The organism is Streptosporangium sp. NPDC049248 (assembly GCF_040678965.1).
Classification (GTDB): domain Bacteria; phylum Actinomycetota; class Actinomycetes; order Streptosporangiales; family Streptosporangiaceae; genus Streptosporangium; species Streptosporangium fukuiense.
On the sequence record NZ_JBFAQY010000011.1, the window covers coordinates 67632 to 83143 of the forward strand.

The 15512-nt window shown below is 69.6% G+C and carries 9 protein-coding genes, 2 pseudogenes and 1 other annotated feature; of the genes and pseudogenes, 7 read left to right on the forward strand and 4 right to left on the reverse strand.

Annotated features, from left to right (window positions below; all coding sequences use genetic code 11):
• The first annotated feature begins 179 nt into the window (after window positions 1–179).
• From AB0K21_RS21320 to AB0K21_RS21335, 4 genes are all read left to right on the forward strand, one after another.
• The gene (locus AB0K21_RS21320) at window positions 180–3683 is read left to right on the forward strand and encodes a LamG-like jellyroll fold domain-containing protein (RefSeq protein WP_364152193.1); all 3504 of its coding nucleotides are present in this window, start codon (window positions 180–182) and stop codon (window positions 3681–3683) included.
• Window positions 3684–3726: 43 nt separating this feature from the next.
• Entirely contained in the window at window positions 3727–10050 is a 6324-nt protein-coding gene (locus tag AB0K21_RS21325) for an RHS repeat-associated core domain-containing protein (RefSeq protein ID WP_364152196.1), read from the forward strand.
• 46 nt (window positions 10051–10096) lie between these two features.
• Window positions 10097–10597, forward strand: coding sequence for a hypothetical protein (locus AB0K21_RS21330; protein ID WP_343971254.1), 501 nt, complete (start codon window positions 10097–10099; stop codon window positions 10595–10597).
• A gap of 112 nt (window positions 10598–10709) precedes the next feature.
• Complete coding sequence (locus AB0K21_RS21335) at window positions 10710–11054, forward strand: transposase (protein WP_364152200.1); 345 nt, start codon at window positions 10710–10712, stop codon at window positions 11052–11054.
• Window positions 11012–11125, forward strand: a sequence feature (AL1L pseudoknot). Its footprint overlaps the gene before it by 43 nt.
• A 263-nt stretch (window positions 11126–11388) precedes the next feature.
• Here AB0K21_RS21335 and AB0K21_RS21340 read toward each other — a convergent pair.
• Entirely contained in the window at window positions 11389–12015 is a 627-nt protein-coding gene (locus AB0K21_RS21340) for a LysE family translocator (protein ID WP_343971262.1), read from the reverse strand.
• A gap of 357 nt (window positions 12016–12372) precedes the next feature.
• Window positions 12373–12519: a hypothetical protein gene (locus AB0K21_RS21345; protein ID WP_364152203.1), complete on the reverse strand. Its 147-nt coding sequence runs from the start codon at window positions 12517–12519 to the stop codon at window positions 12373–12375.
• 290 nt (window positions 12520–12809) lie between these two features.
• On the opposite strand from AB0K21_RS21345, the pseudogene AB0K21_RS21350 reads away from it, so the two are divergent.
• The 3 genes and pseudogenes from AB0K21_RS21350 to AB0K21_RS21360 all read left to right on the forward strand — a co-directional run.
• Window positions 12810–13358: pseudogene (locus AB0K21_RS21350) on the forward strand (class I SAM-dependent methyltransferase); the annotation flags it as partial.
• 274 nt (window positions 13359–13632) lie between these two features.
• On the forward strand, window positions 13633–14208 hold the full coding sequence (locus tag AB0K21_RS21355) for a PadR family transcriptional regulator (protein ID WP_343971268.1): 576 nt from the start codon (window positions 13633–13635) through the stop codon (window positions 14206–14208).
• Complete coding sequence (locus AB0K21_RS21360) at window positions 14205–15050, forward strand: SGNH/GDSL hydrolase family protein (protein ID WP_364152206.1); 846 nt, start codon at window positions 14205–14207, stop codon at window positions 15048–15050. The genes AB0K21_RS21355 and AB0K21_RS21360 overlap by 4 nt, the downstream gene beginning before the upstream one ends.
• A 12-nt stretch (window positions 15051–15062) precedes the next feature.
• Here the strand turns inward: AB0K21_RS21360 and AB0K21_RS21365 are convergent.
• Together AB0K21_RS21365 and AB0K21_RS21370 are read right to left on the reverse strand one after the other, a co-directional pair.
• Window positions 15063–15209, reverse strand: a pseudogene (locus AB0K21_RS21365) (beta-ketoacyl-ACP synthase); the annotation flags it as partial.
• A gap of 69 nt (window positions 15210–15278) precedes the next feature.
• Window positions 15279–15485: a hypothetical protein gene (locus AB0K21_RS21370; RefSeq protein ID WP_343971273.1), complete on the reverse strand. Its 207-nt coding sequence runs from the start codon at window positions 15483–15485 to the stop codon at window positions 15279–15281.
• Between the last annotated feature and the right edge of the window lie 27 nt (window positions 15486–15512).

Here is a 15512-nt window from a genome sequence, read left to right on the forward strand (position 1 = left end):
ACCGCGGATGGCGCAGCAATCTTTATCCGGGAGTTTGACGCCGTGATGACCTCTTTTTTCTATAAATGGTGCCGGTTCAAGTCGCCCGCACATAAGTACGGGACGTGGTCGGTCCTGCGCTGCGGTGGAACCGATGAGTAGCCCGCGCAAGCACACCTAGCCGCATTCCTGGAGGCTCGATGCGCCGCCGCACCTCCCGCAGCATCCTCAGCCGTGTCCGCGCCGCGGTCGTGTCGCTGGCAGTCGCACTGGTCGTGTCGCTGCCGGCCTGCTGTTTGGCCGCCGTCGCCGTCCCGTCCGGTGGACCCTCGGCGCAGGCGGCGACGGGAGATCCTCCCGCGCGCAGTGAGCACGAGGCCCTGCAGCAGGCGCGCGGCAGCAAGCAGCGCGTCGAGGTGCTGCCGCTACGCACGGAGACCCGCCAGGTGTTCGCCAACCCCGATGGCTCGTTCACCTCGGAGACCGCGGCGCTGCCCGAGCGCGTACGGCGCGGCGACGGCTGGGCCGCCGTCGATTCGACCCTGGTCTTCGCCCCGGACGGAAGCGTGCGCACCGTGGCGACCCCGCTGGAGCTGACCTTCTCCGGTGGCGGGACCGCTCCGCTGGCCGCCATCGGCGAGGGCGGGCGTTCGGTCGCGATGACGTGGCCGGTAAGCCTGCCCAAGCCGGTGCTCGAAGGGGACACCGCGACCTACGGCGAGGTGCTGCCGGGCGTGGATTTGAAGGTGACCGCTTCGGTACTCGGCTTCTCCGAGGTGCTCGTGGTCAAGAACCGGGAGGCCGCCGCCAACCCGGCGCTGGGCAAGCTCACCTTCGGCATGCGCGCGAACGGGTTGTCGGTGCGCGAGACTGCCGCCGGCGGCCTGAGCGCCGTCACCGAGTCTGGAACGGAGCTGTTCCACGCGCCGGCGCCGCGGATGTGGGACTCCTCAGGCGCGATGGCGGCTCCCGCCGCGCTGGAGGCCGGGCCGTCCCGCGAGGGCAGGCAGGCCGTGATGGGCGTGGACGTGGCCCGGGACCGCATCGCGATCATTCCGGACAAGAACCTGCTGACCTCCGCCGGCACGACGTACCCGGTCTACATCGACCCGCAGTGGTCGGGCTCGAAGCTGGCCTGGACGTACGTCGACAGGGCGTACCCGAACCAGGAGTACTGGAACTCCAGCCACATGCCGGAAGCCGGCAACTACGGTAGCGGCCTCAAGCGGTCGTTCTTCCGGATGGACTCCGACAACGTCAACGGCAAGCACATCCTCAAGGCCACCTTCCGCATCACCCAGGTCAAGTCCTGGGGCTGCACCTCCAGCCCGCAGGCCGTGCAGCTCTGGCTCACCGGCGGCATCTCCACCTCCACCAACTGGAACCATCAGCCGTCCTGGAGCGACCATCAGGACAGCGTCGCCTCCGACGCCGGTTACAGCTCCTCCTGCCCGGACAAGGGCATCGAGTTCAACGTCACCCGTGCGATCGTCAAGGCCGCCAAGAGCGGCTGGTCGAACACGACGTTCGGGCTGAGGGACTCCAACGACACCAGCAGCGGCGTGTGGGGGTGGAAGGGCTTCAGCAGCGCGCCGAAGCTCGTCATCGACTACAACACCCCGCCGGCGGCCCCCTCGGGGATCGGCACCTACCCGGCCACGCCCTGCGTCACCGGCGCCGCCCGCCCGGCGGTCAACGCCGGTGACACTGCCAACCCGCTCCAGCTCAAGGCCAAGATCTACGACCCGGACAAGGCCAACGACGGCGTACGGGCCGAGTTCGTCCTGCACCACTACAACACCGTCACCGGGGTGTGGGACGACGTCACCTCGACCATGCCCGGTGGCGGCAAGACCGCCTACAAGTACACCACCTCGGCCACCGACCATTCGGTCAAGCTGGCCGGACTGGTCACCGGCCACAGTTACGCCTACAAGGTCAAGGCCTACGACGGCACCGACTCCAGCGCCTGGAGCAAGTGGTGTGAGTTCACCGTGGACACCGTCGATCCGACCCCCCTGCCGAAGGTCAGCTCCCTGGACTACCTGCCGGACACCCCCGACGCCTGGCAGGGCAGCGTGGGCTGGGCCGGCGGCTTCACGCTGGCCCCCGGCGACGGCGAGAGCGACGTGGCGGCCTTTCGCTGGGCGCTCGACGACCCGGCGCTGGCCACCGCCGCCACCCAGATCGCGATCCCGGCAGGGCAGAGCTCCGTCAACGTGCGGCTCGCGCCCCGCCACGACTGGCTGAACGCCCTGTACGTCTACCCGGTGGACCGGGCGGGCAATGTCGGCAAGACCCCGGCCGTCTACAGCTTCTACGTCAACGCCGGGTTCGGACCCGAGGGGCACTGGCGGCTGGACGAGACGGCGGGCACCGCGGCGGCCGACTCCGGGGCGACGACACACCCCGCGACGCTGGCCGGCGGCGCCACCTGGGTCGGCGGCCGGGTCGCCGGCGCGCTGCGCCTGAACGGCACCACCGGCTACGCCAGCACCGACGGCCCGGTGGTGCACACCGACCGCAGCATGAGCGTCTCGGCCTGGGTGCTGCTGAACGACAAGACCAAGAACTCCACCGTGGTCAGCCAGAACGCCGTCCGAGGCTCGGGATTCCAGCTCTACTACTCCTCCGGCTACAGGCGGTGGATCTTCAGCAAGTTCGACGCCGATGTCGACGACAAGACCATCGTGCGGGCGATCGGCGACGCCGAACCGGTGACCGGCATCTGGACCCACCTGACGGGCGTGTGGGATGCCCCGGAGCGGCAGCTTCGCCTGTACGTCGACGGCATCCTGCAGGCCACGACGGGCGCCTTCCCGTACAAGCCCTGGGACGCGACCGGTCCGCTGCAACTCGGCCGGGTGCAGTCGCGCGGCACCTATATCGAGAACTTCGCCGGTGACATCGACGAGGTGAGGATCTGGAAGCGGGAGTTGTCGGACTATCCGCGCACGGTCAACGATCCCGCGCTGGGCAACGAGATCGCCGCCATGGCCAAGCAGCCGCCCATCCAGCGCGGCTGGTGGAAGTTCGAAGAGGGCACGGGCTCCACGGCGGTCAACTCCACCGACAGCCGCTGGCCCGCGGCTCTCGGCGGAGCCGCCACCTGGTCCGGTGACGGCTTCGACGGCGGCGGGGTGCTCAGCCTCAACGGTGCCACCGGCTACGCGGCCACCCCGTCGGCGCCGCTCCGCACCGACCACAGCTACGCGGTGACGGCGTGGGTGCGTCTGTCGGGCGACGACACCTGCGTGCTGCCCGGCCGCGCGATGACCGTCCTGGCCCAGGACGGAGCCACCTACAGCTCCTTCTACCTCGGCTACCGGCTCATCGCCGAGAACGGTGCCGCGGTGCCGCATTGGTCGTTCTCGACGAGTCCTAACGCCGCCGACGGGACCTTGACGCACGCCATCTCGGCCGAGCCCATCGACTGCTCGGCGTTCAACACCTGGACGCACCTGGCAGGCGTGTACGACGAGCAGGCCAAGCAGATCCGTCTTTATGTCAACGGCCAGCTCAACGACCAGCGTTCCGTGACCGGTGGATGGGCGGCAGGCGCACTGCAGATCGGCCGCGCCAAATACAAAAGCGCCGCTGTGGACTATTTCAGCGGTGACATCGACGACGTCCGCGCCTATACCGGCACCCTGACCGACCGTCAGGTCATCAACATCGCGATGAACCTCCCCATCGACGGCTAGACCTCCGGGTCACCGACGCCCCCTACCCCCTCGGAGGAAAGCCGTGCTCGGTTCACGTCGAGGCTGGACCCGAATCGCCGGAGTCCTGGCCGTCGTGCTGCCCGCCACTCTCATCGGCCCGAACTCCGCCGCCCAGGCGGCCGACGACCCCCCGGCGTGGCACAAGGCCCAGGAACAGCATCCGGTTCCCGGTCACGCCGTCAAGGCACGAGGGCCCTTGACGGACCCGGGAGTTGCCTTCGACCTCAAGGACGCACCCGCCGTGACCTGGCCCCGGCCGAGTACGGCGATGGTGGGTCTCCCGGCGGCGGGCACACCGCCGGCCGCCACCGGACAGGCCGCGCCGTCCGCCACCCCCGGGGGCGACGCCGCCGGAACACGGGCAGGAGACTTGCCGGTCTGGCTGGCGCCCGCCACCCCCGCCGCCAAGGACAAGGACTCGGCGCGCATCGCTGCGGTACCGACTCCTCCCGCTGTCCAGGTGCGAGCGCTGGACGCGCGCACCGCCGACAGGTCCCGCATCACCGGGCTCGGCATCCAGCTCACCCCGCAGACCCCGCCCGCCGGTACGGCCCGCATGACGGTCGAGGTCGACTATTCGGGTTTCCGGTACGCCTACGGCGGCGACTGGGCCTCGCGCCTGCGCCTGGTCCAGTTGCCCGCGTGCGCGGCCACCACCCCCGACCTGCCCCAATGCCAGACCCGAGAACCGCTGCCCACCCGCAACAACGTCACGACCGGCCGCCTGTCCGCCGACGTCGGGTTCACCACCGCGACCACGATGACGCTGGCGGCCGAGGCGGCCCCGTCCGGCGCGGCAGGCTCGTACGAGGCGACGTCGCTGTCGCCCTCGGCGACCTGGAGCGCGAGCGCCCAGAGCGGCGCCTTCTCCTGGTCCTATCCGCTGCGCCTGCCGCCGCCCCCCGGCGGCCCGGCCCCCAACGTCGGGTTCGTCTACTCCTCCGGGAGCATCGACGGCCGGACGGTCGCGACCAACAATCAGGCGTCCTGGATCGGTGAGGGCTTCGACTACTGGCCTGGATTCGTCGAGCGCAGATACAAGGCCTGCTCCGACGACGGTGTGACGCCCAAACGCAACGACCAGTGCTGGGGCAACCACAACGCCACCCTGTCCATCAACGGCCAGGCCACCGAGCTGATCCTGGACGACGCCACCGGCACCTGGCAGCCGAAGAACGACGACGGCTCCAAGGTCGAGAGGCTCACGGGGGCCGACAACGGCGACAACGACGGCGAGTACTGGCGCGTCACCACCGCCGACGGCACGCAGTACCACTTCGGCCGCAACCGCCTACCGGGCTGGGCCGGCGGCAAGGCGGAGACGGACTCGGCCTGGACGGTCCCGGTGTTCGGTAACGACGACGGCGAGCCCTGCCACCAGAACTCCTTCTCCGACTCCTGGTGCCGGCAGGCGTGGCGGTGGAACCTCGACTACGTCGTCGACCCGCACGGCACCGTCAGCACCTTCTGGTACGTCAAGGAGAGCAACTACTACCGCCGCGACGTCACCCTCCTGACCGACGGTGTCCCCAACGGCGCCCCCACCTCCTACGACCGCGGCGGCTACCTCAAGCGCATCGACTACGGCCAGCGTTCCAATGCCGTCTTCTCCTCCTCGGCCCCGGCCCGCGTGGTCTTCGACGCCAAGGAGCGCTGCGTCCCGACCTCGTCCTTCGACTGCGCGGCCGACAAGTTCACCAAGGCCAACGCCAAGTACTGGCCGGACGTCCCCTATGACCAGAACTGCGACTCCGGCGACAAATGCCTCGACCGCTACTCGCCCACCTTCTGGACCCGCAAGCGGCTGGCCGCCGTCACCACGCAGGTGCTGTCCGGCGGCACGTACAAGGACGTCGACACCTGGACGCTGGACCAGCAGCTGCGCGCCCCCGGCGACGGCACGGCGGCGGCGCTGTGGCTGGCCGGGATCCGGCACACCGGCAAGGTCGGCGGCACGGCGTCGCTGCCGCCGGTGAGGTTCGCCGGCGTGCAGCGGCCCAACCGCGTCGACGCCCTGGAAGGACGGCCGCCGCTGACCAAGTGGCGCGTCTCGGCGATCGACAACGAGACCGGCGGCGCCCTGTCCATCACCTACTCCGGCGAGGACTGCACCGCCGGCAGCACCCCCGGCCTGGACTCCAACACCCGCCGCTGCTACCCGCAGTACTGGACGCCGGAGGGCGCCACCTCGCCCAAGCTCGACTGGTTCCACAAGTACGTCGTCACCCAGGTCCAGCAGATCGACCGCACCGGCGGCGCCCCCGACGTGCTGGAGACCTACGACTACCTCGGTGGCGGCGCCTGGCACCATGACGACGATGACGGGCTGACCAAGGAGAAGTACAAGACCTGGTCGCAGTGGCGCGGCTACGGCAGGGTCCGGGTGCTGCGCGGCGCCCCGGGGGAGCAACGCTCCAAGGCCGAGTTCACCTACTTCCGCGGTATGGACGGTGACGAGCTGTCCGGCGGCGGCACCCGCGACGTCAAGGTCACCGACTCTACGGGTACGGCCGTGGACGACGCCGATCCGCTGCAGGGCCGCGTCCGCGAGGAGATCCGCTACGACGGCCCCTCCGGAGCCGCCCTGGCCGGCGTGATCAGCACCTACTGGACCAAGCAGACCGCCAAGCGAGTCCGCTCCTGGGCGACCACCACGGCACACATGGTCCGCCCCGACAAGGAACGCAACCGCACCGCGCTGACCTCCGGCGGCTGGCGGTACACCATGACCGACACCGACTACAACGCCGACGGCCTGCCCACCCAGGTCAACGACCTCGGCGACGAGGCCACCGCCGACGACGACCAGTGTGTCCGCACGACCTACGCCCGCGACGCCACCCGGTGGATGCTCTCCTACACCATCCGGGTGGAGACGGTCGCCAAGGCGTGCACCGCCACCCCCGACCGGCCCGCCGACGTGCTCTCCGACGTGCGCGAGTACTACGACGGCAAGGCGTTCGGCGCGGCGCCGTCCACGGGCGACGTCACCAGGACCGAGAAGATCGGCTCCTGGAACAGCGGCCCGCAGTACGTCACCATCTCCTCCGCCACCTTCGACGCCTATGGCCGGCCCCTGGTGGTCACGGACGCCGACGGCACCACCACCAAGACCTCCTACACGCCGGCCACCGGCCTGCCCACCGCCAAGCAGGAGACCAATGCGCTCGGCCACGTCACCACGAGTGAGCTCGATCCCGCCTGGGGTCTCGCGACCGCGACGACCGACCCCAACGGCAAGCGCACCGAGTTGGCCCACGACCCGCTCGGCCGGTTGACCGGCGTCTGGCTGCCGGGCCATGCCAAGGCCACCTACCCCTCGACGCCGAACATGAAGTTCGGCTACCAGATCCGCGCCGACGGCCCGACCACCGTCACCACCTCGACGCTGCGCGCCGACGGCGCCGCCTACACCACCGGCTACGCTCTCTACGACGGCCTGTTACGCGTCCGCCAGACCCAGCGGTCCGCGCCGGGCGGCGGCCGGTTGATCAACGATACCTTGTACGACACCCGCGGCCTGCTCCACAAGTCCAACGACGACTACTACGCCGAGGGCGGCCCCGGCGGCGTTCTGTGGGTCCCCGGCAGCGACGACGACGTCCCCGGCCAGAACGTCACCGCCTACGACGGCATGGAGCGGCCGACCGCGCAGATCTTCCGCAAGCGCGGCACCGAGCAGTGGCGCACCACCACGACCTACGGCGGCGACCGCACCAGTGTGGACCCGCCCGCCGGCTCCACCCCGGCCACGACCATCGTCAACGCGCGGGGCGAGACCGTCGAGGTCCGCCAGTACAGGGGCGACGCGCCCACTGGCGACTATGACGCCACCAGGTACACCTACACCCGCGCAGGGCAGCCGGCCACCGTCACCGACACCGTGGGCACCACCTGGACCTACCACTACGACCTGCGCGGCCGCCTGATCCAGACCGACGATCCCGACAAGGGCACCTCGAAGCTCGCCTACGACGACAGGACCGACCTGCTCACCACCGTCACCGACGCGCGCGGCTTCAGCCTGTTCGTCAGCTACGACGCCCTGGACCGCAAGACCGCCGAGTACGCCGGCACCTCCGCCTCGGGCACCAAGCTCGCCGAGTGGACGTACGACAAACTCGCGGACGGCACCAACGTCAAGGGGCAGCCGACCGGCTCCACCCGCTACGTCAAGAACACCGCCACCGGCGCGATGGACGCCTACGCCACGACCGTGACCGGTTTCGACAACGCCTACCGGCCGACCGGCGCCCAGCTCGTCGTCCCGGCCGCCGAAGGCTCGCTGGCCGGGACGTACAGGACCACCACCGACTACAACCCCGACGGCACCGTGCACCGCACGGTCCTGCCCGCCGCCGGCGGCCTGCTCGGCGAGACCCTGCTGTACGACTACGACGAGCTCGGCAACCCGATCACGATGCGGGGCCTGACCAACTACGTCACCTCGACGACCTACTCCAAGCTCGGACAGGTCCTCGACCTGACGATGAGCACCGGCCTGAAGCGGGTCAAACAGACCAACTTCTACGAGGAGGGCACCAACCGGCTCACCCGCTCGGTGTTCGAGCGGGAAACGGCACCGATCTCCGTCGCCGACACCAACTACGCCTACGATCCTTCGGGCAACATCACCAAGATCGCCGATACGCCCTCCGGCCAGACGCCCGACGTGCAGTGCTTTCGCCAGGACTACCTGCGGCGCCTGACCGACGCCTGGACGACGACCACCGGCGACTGCGCCACCGCTCCTTCCCAGAACATCGTCGGCGGACCCGCGCCGTACTGGCAGTCCTTCGCCTACGACAACACCGGCAACCGCACCAAGGAGATCGACCACCAGGCGACCGGCGACATCACCAAGACCTACACCTACGCCGGCCCCGGCAAGCCGCAACCGCACACGCTGACCTCCGTCGCCTACACCGGAGGCGCGCGTGACGGCCAGGTCCACGCCTACGCCTACGACCAGGCCGGCAACACCACCCGGCGCGGCCCCGGCCGCCTCCTGGAATGGGACGTCGAGGGCCACCTGGCCAGATCGACCGACCCCTCCGGCGTCAGCACCTACCTCTATGACGCCGACGGCGACCGGCTCATCCGCCGCGACCCCACCTCCACCACCCTCTATGTGGCAGGCATGGAGCTCCGGCTCGACGCCAAGACCGGCGCCAAGACCGCCACCCGCTACTACAGTTTCGCCGACCAGATCGTCGCCGCCCGCACCGGCAACGGCGTGACCTGGCTCGGTGACGACCACCAGGGCACCGTCACCATGGCCGTCGACGACACCGCCCCCCAGACGGCCACCCGCCGCCGGTTCACCCCGTTCGGGCAGCAGCGCGGCGCCGCGTCGGCCTCCTGGCCCGGCCAGAAGGGCTTCGTCGGCGGCGTCATCGACGAGTCCACCGCCCTGACCCACCTCGGCGCCCGCGAATACGACCCGGAAACCGGCCGTTTCATCTCCGTAGACCCCCTCTTCGACACCTCGGACCCGCAGAGCTGGAACGGCTATGCGTACGCCGACAACAACCCCGTCACCAACGCGGACGCCGATGGCACCATGTGCTACAGGACTCCGGATGGGGTCGACTGCTTCAATGGCGACGGCGGGGACCGCCGCCCCAACAAAAACGGTCACGGATACACGGTCTATCCCCGCCACGGAAAGCCGGTGCGCTCCGGAGACAGCACCGGGTCACGGACGTTGTGCGATGTGTTCCCGACCTTGTGCATGCTCCCGCCGCCGGTCAAGTACCGGCCGAAGCCCAAGCACGAGACCAAGCTCCCCGTCATCCTCCAGCAACTGGGGCTGGGCCTCAATCCGGCGGGCAACCACGGCCTCACCGGAGCCTCTGGCTACGTCGCCATATGGCAGTCGATATTCAAAAGGCTCGGGATCGTGATCGTCGACAACGGGCACGTCAAGTACCTGCAAAAGCTCAACAAGTACTCGAAGAGGCCACCCACGAGAGGGAACGACAGAAAGCTCGCCAAGGCCGGCCGGAAGGCCGAGAGCGCCGAGAAGTGGGGCGGGCAGGCCGCCAAGGCCGGACGCTTCCTCGGCAAGGTCGGCGGAGCTCTGACCTTCGCCGACGGTTTCCGTAGCCAATGGGTCGACGACTCAGGTGACCATGGCCTGTCCACCTGGGAAAGGATCGCGCGTGGTTCCATTCGCGGAGGTGGGGCGGTTCTCGGCGGGTATATCGGCGGCTCGATCGGAGAAGGAGTCGGATTCGAGTTCGGAGGCCCGGTCGGCGCGGTCGGAGGCTCGGCCGTCGGTCAGTATGCGGGAGCCACACTCGGTGGATACCTTGCGGGCGCTGCACTCAGGAAGTGGTGGTGATCGACATGCCGGCGCCGCTCCGTAACGTGGGGGTCATGGAGACGCGATGAGTCGAGCCGCGCTACTCCCTGACGCCGAGGGGATCGGCTTCCTGGTCGTCATCGTCCTGCTGGTCGGCCTGTCTCTCGCGCAGTTCGCGGGTCAGGCGTTCATCGTGAAGAGATGGCCGACCCGTACCTCCCTGGATTCCTTCTTCGCCAGGCGCCGCCGCAGGCTCGTCGACGCCTACCTCGGCGGATCGGGTCAGGCCGCTGACGGGACCGCGCTCTTCGTCCAGCTTCCCGGCGCGGCCGCGACCGGGCTGTGGGGGCTCAGCGCCATCGTCGTCCAGATCGACGGCAGCGGGAACGATCGTCTCCTGCCGCTGGCGCTCGGACTGTTCGTCTCGGGACTCGTGCCGGGAATCATCGTGATCTGGCGGCGCGGGGTCGGCCCCCCGGAGAGGATCAAGCCCGTGTGGCTCATCGAGGAGGAACGAGAACGGGAGGCCGCCGGAGAGATCATGCGTTATGGGCGCGGCTGGGTCCGGATCCGTACGACGCGATAGCGGCCGAGCGGGCAGCAAGGAGAGCCGCCTTGTCGGGAACAGATCAGCCGACTCTGAACCGCGCCGGGATTGCTGGAGTACATCACTTCATCGGTTGGAAAGGATGAAGCCCATGTCAGGTCGATCTGGTTCATCGCACCCCGCCCAGCGTCGGTATCCGCCGGAGTCGAAAGAACGGGCGGTTCGGATGGTGCGGGAGTCCACCGAGCAGTCCGGGGAGTCGTTCGGTGTCATCACCCGTGTTGCCCGGCAGTTGGGCATCGGGTCGGAATCGCTGCGCAACTGGGTCAGGCAGGCCGAGATCGACGGCGGTCAGCGGCCCGGGACCAGCACCGATGAGGCCAAGCGGATCGCCGAGCTGGAGCGTGAGGTCCGTGAGCTGCGCCGCGCCAACGAGATCCTCAAGGCGGCGTCGGCTTTTTTCGCGAGGGAACTCGACCCTCGACCGCCCAGATGAACGCCTTCATCGACGCTCACCGCGCCCAGTGGGGTGTCGAGCCGATCTGCCAGGTTCTGCAGGCCGCGCCCTCGACGTACTACGCAGCCCGCACCCGGTCGCCGTCTGCGCGAGCGCTGCGCGCCACCGGGACCAAGGATGCGATTCCTCCCGGCCCTGAAGGACCGGGATTCCTCGCAAAGATTCTTGTTGAATGCCGGAGGCCGGCGCGGGCAAGGGCGTCTCACCCGCGTCCCTCCGGGCCGCGCGGTACTACTCGCATCCAGGCGTCGACGCGCCGCCGATACCTGCCATCCGGCCGGCTGGACCCGCCTATGATCTGCTACGCAAACCGTCAGGCCTTTTCGCCCGCGAGCCAGGCCGCCAGTCCCAGGTAGACGACCCCGCTGCCGACGTCCATCCGGCGTCGGGCCCGCGCCGATCGCCGGACGCGATCGGCCAGCGCTGAGCTGAGCATCGCGTACGTGCCGTCGCTGGCCATGCCCAGCACCACCCAGACCAGCCCGAACACCAGCATCTGCGTGGCGACCGGCCCGGCCTCCGGGTTGGTGAAGCCCGGCAGGAACGCCAGGAAGAAGATGGCCGTCTTCGGGTTGAGCACGTTGACCACGAACCCTTCCCAGAACATGCGCCGCCCCGTCTGCCGCGGCATCTCCGCGATCTCCTCGCCGCCCTCCCGGCGTACGAGCTTGCGGACCCCGAGCCAGACGAGATAGGCGATGCCGGCGTACTTGACCACGGTGAACGCCGTCGCGGAAGCCGCCAGCAGCGCGCTGATGCCGAGCGTGGCGGCGGCCACGTGCACCAGCGAGCCCGCGTGCACGCCGAGCGCGGAGATCAGCCCGGCTGCCCGGCCTTGCGCGACGCTCCGGCTGACGATGAACACCACAGCGGGTCCCGGCACCAGCAGGATGGCGAGTGTGGCAGCGCAGAAGAGGGCGAGTGTCGCAAGATCAGGCATGATCTCATCGTAAAGAGGTCGTCAAAGGCTTTCCTGCAGGGCCGGCAGCATCACCCGTACCCGTTAGGCAGGGCGATACCGAGTACAGCGACAACGCCCGTGATGAGACGGCCCTTGGCGGCAACCAGTCGGTGTCGATGGCCACGACCATCGGCACGAAGGCGACAACCCGCATCAGGATCCCCTGACCACAGGCGCATCCGGTGATCGACCGGCGAGTGCCGAAGGGCACCTCCGCCGGCCGCAGGGGGTGCCGAACGGCATCTGGTCCACCGGCCGGCCGGACCGGGAGGCTTGACGCATGAAATCCTTTGCTTCTGGCCGGTACGGCTACGCGGCCGCGCTGTGGGCGCTGCTCTACGGTGTGCTCGGCGCCGGATGGGCGCTGGGGATGCCCGGCTTCCCCGGGGGCGCCGAGGACCCCGACCCCGACGGGCAACTGTCGATCCTGGCCTGGACGACCCCGAGCTTCGGCTGGTGGATCGCCGTCTTCTCGGTGATCATCGCGGTGACGGCGCTGACGCTGAACCGCAGGAGCAGCAGTGGCCGGGATCACCTACATCAGGTCGAAGATCGCCGACCGATTTTCCTGGGCCGATTGGGGAGCCTGGCTGCCGGAATGCTTCTGGCGGATCTAGGGCGCCGCCCTGGCCATCGCCACCGTCTGCTACTACAGGCGCCGGAAGCCGGACGAGCAGCAGGCGGGGGCCGCCCACCTGGTCCTTGCCGGCGACAGCGCCGGGCGCTGAACCTCACGCGAACCGGTACGGGGTCTCTCACAGGCCCGCTGCTCAGGCGGGAGCATGCTCGACATCGCCACCGGAACCGGTGTGATCGCGCTTGCCGCACTGGAGAGATATCCGGACTCGACCGTCCACGCCGTCGATTTCTCGGAGCGAATGCCGGCGGAGGCGGCGAGGAAACCGGGGGCCTCCGCCATCACGTGGCAGTATGCGGACGCCAACGAACTGCCTTTCGGCGACGAGTCCTTCGACGCCGTCACGCACGGCTATCTCCTGTGGAACGTGGAGAGTGTCGAGCGCGTGCTCGAAGAGCAGTACCGCGTGCTCAAACCCGGAGGCCGGGTCGTCATCCTGGAGACCTGCCCGCCGCGCGGGCTGCTCCGTTATCCGGTGGAACTGGGAATCCGGATCGTGATTCCCCTTCTCGGCCGGCTGGTCGCACGCGATCGGCAGTCGTACGCGTACCTGCAGGAATCCACGCTCGGCTTCATGACTCCGCAGGAGGTCTCCGCGATTCTCCGCCGAGTCGGCTTCAGCTCCATAGCGTGGCGGAAGAGGTTCTTCGGCACCCACATGATCATATCGGCCGAAAAACGGTAAGCCTTTCGTGCACCCAGCAGAACGGGTGGAGATCTGCGGAGTATCGGGAAGGGACATCCCTGCTCATGGGATTCCCCGACCCGCCGGTGGCGACCGGGCCTCGGCCGCCGGCCGGCCGCCCGGGTCCCGGGCCTGACTCCGCCGGGCACCGCTGTCATGGTCGTCCTGCTGGGCGCGGGCCCGGCCCTGCGCTGTGTGGCAGCCCTCTGGCGCCGAGGTGCCCATCGATTTATAGTCATATCCATGACTACCCATATCCGTGAGTATTGAGCCGATGGCCCTCAGACATGCGGTGCTGGCGGCGCTGCTCGACGGCGAATACAGCGGATACCAGCTCACCAAGATCTTCGACATCGGCGTCTCCAACTTCTGGTACGCCGCCCCGCAGCAGCTCTACGCCGAGCTGACCAAGCTGGAGAACGGCGGCCTGATCACGGGCCGGGAGGTGGTCCAGCGGGGTCGCCCCAACAAGCGCGTGTTCAAGGTGACCGAGGCCGGGCTCGGCGAGCTGGCCGCCTTCGCCGCCACCCCGGCCAAGCCCCTGCTCATCCGCGACGACCTGGCCGTCAAGGTGCACGCCGTCGACCTGCTCGACCCCGCACCGGTGATCGAGCAGCTGCACGACCGAGCCCGGGAGGCCGCCGCCAAGCTGGAGGTCTTCGAGCAGCTCCTGCTGCGCCTGCGCGGCGAGCTGGACGAGGAGACATTCCTGCGTCAGGGCGAGCACGTCGGCCCCTACCTGTCCTGCCTGGCGGGATGCAGGCTGGAGCGCGAGACCCGTGCCTGGTGCCTGGAGACGGCGCGGACGCTCGGCGAGCGCATGGCCCGCGCCGCAAGGGAGACCTCATGACCGTCTACACGCGTTACGTCGCGCTCGGCGACAGCCAGACCGAGGGCCTCGGCGACGGCGACGACGTCAACGGCCACCGCGGCTGGGCCGACCGCCTCGCCGAGCACCTGGCCCGCGCCAACCCCGACCTCCTGTACGCCAACCTCGCGGTTCGTGGCCGGCTCGCGGGCCAGATCCGCTCGGAGCAACTGGCCCCCGCGCTGACGCTGCGCCCCGACCTGGCCACCGTCATGGCGGGCATGAACGACCTCATCCGCCCCGGCTGCGAGCCCGCCGCTGTGGCGGAGGTGCTGGAAGAGATGTACGCCGCCCTGACCGAATCTGGCGCACACGTGGTTACCGTGACCTTTCCTGATATTGGGAAGATCGCCCCGATGGCTCGGCCGCTCCGGCCCAAGGTGCTCGACCTCAACGCCCGCATCCGCGCCGCCGCGGCCCGCCACGGGGTCACGGTAGTGGACACGTTCGCGATGGAGTTCGTCACCGACGCGCGCATGTGGGGCACGGACCGGCTGCACGCGAGCCCGGCGGGCCACGCCCGCATCGCCGCCGCCATGGCCCACTCCCTCGGCCTGCCCGGCAGCGACGACACGTGGATGCTGCCCTTCCCGCCCTTGCCCCCGGCGGCGGCGTGGCGGGTGGCGGCGGCCGAACTGCGCTGGTTCGCCACGTTCGCGGGCCCGTGGATCGGCCGCCGCCTCCGCGGCCGCTCCTCGGGCGACGGCCGCACGGCCAAGCGTCCGGAGCTCACGCCGCAGGCCGGGCCGGCCACGAACCCCGGCGCGCCGGGGCCCTCGGCCGGTCCGGGGGGCGAGGAGCATCCGTGTCGGATCGTGCGCTGAGGCTTCATCGTTTCCGAGCGCCCGCCGGATGGCGACTGCTTCGCCTACGTCGCCCACGACGGTGGACGTCACGTGGCAGTTGACACGGTCAATGTCCGCAGGCTGGAGTCCCGCGGCCGAGACGGCCTTGAGGATCGCCCGGACCTGGCCGGCGCCTGACGGATCGGCGCTATGACGTCGGCATCGGCTCGATCGGTGCGGGCGTCCGCGTGCAGGCCTGGTCCGCGATCAGGGCTCGGCTCTGCCGGTCGCCCATGCCCAGGCCGCAATGGCGACGCGGTTTCTGCTGCCGGTCTTGCGCGGGATGGCCGCGATATGGTTTTTCACGGTACCCGGGGCGAGGACCGCACCCGCCCCCCGGAACGCGCACACGCCCAGCCCTTCCAGCGGCGAGGCCGGCGTGAAGAAGCGCAGCAGCCAGGTGGCCGCGGCCATACCCGCCGCGGGCGCGGCCAGCACCGC

Coding starts and splice junctions, on each gene's coding strand:
- AB0K21_RS21355 (WP_343971268.1), top strand. CDS start 13,633: ATGGCCCTCAGACATGCGGTGCTGGCGGCGCTGCTCGACGGCGAATAC.
- AB0K21_RS21345 (WP_364152203.1), bottom strand. CDS start 12,519: ATGATCACCGAGAAGACGGCGATCCACCAGCCGAAGCTCGGGGTCGTC.
- AB0K21_RS21360 (WP_364152206.1), top strand. CDS start 14,205: ATGACCGTCTACACGCGTTACGTCGCGCTCGGCGACAGCCAGACCGAG.
- AB0K21_RS21340 (WP_343971262.1), bottom strand. CDS start 12,015: ATGCCTGATCTTGCGACACTCGCCCTCTTCTGCGCTGCCACACTCGCC.
- AB0K21_RS21370 (WP_343971273.1), bottom strand. CDS start 15,485: ATGGCCGCGGCCACCTGGCTGCTGCGCTTCTTCACGCCGGCCTCGCCG.
- AB0K21_RS21335 (WP_364152200.1), top strand. CDS start 10,710: ATGTCAGGTCGATCTGGTTCATCGCACCCCGCCCAGCGTCGGTATCCG.
- AB0K21_RS21330 (WP_343971254.1), top strand. CDS start 10,097: ATGAGTCGAGCCGCGCTACTCCCTGACGCCGAGGGGATCGGCTTCCTG.
- AB0K21_RS21320 (WP_364152193.1), top strand. CDS start 180: ATGCGCCGCCGCACCTCCCGCAGCATCCTCAGCCGTGTCCGCGCCGCG.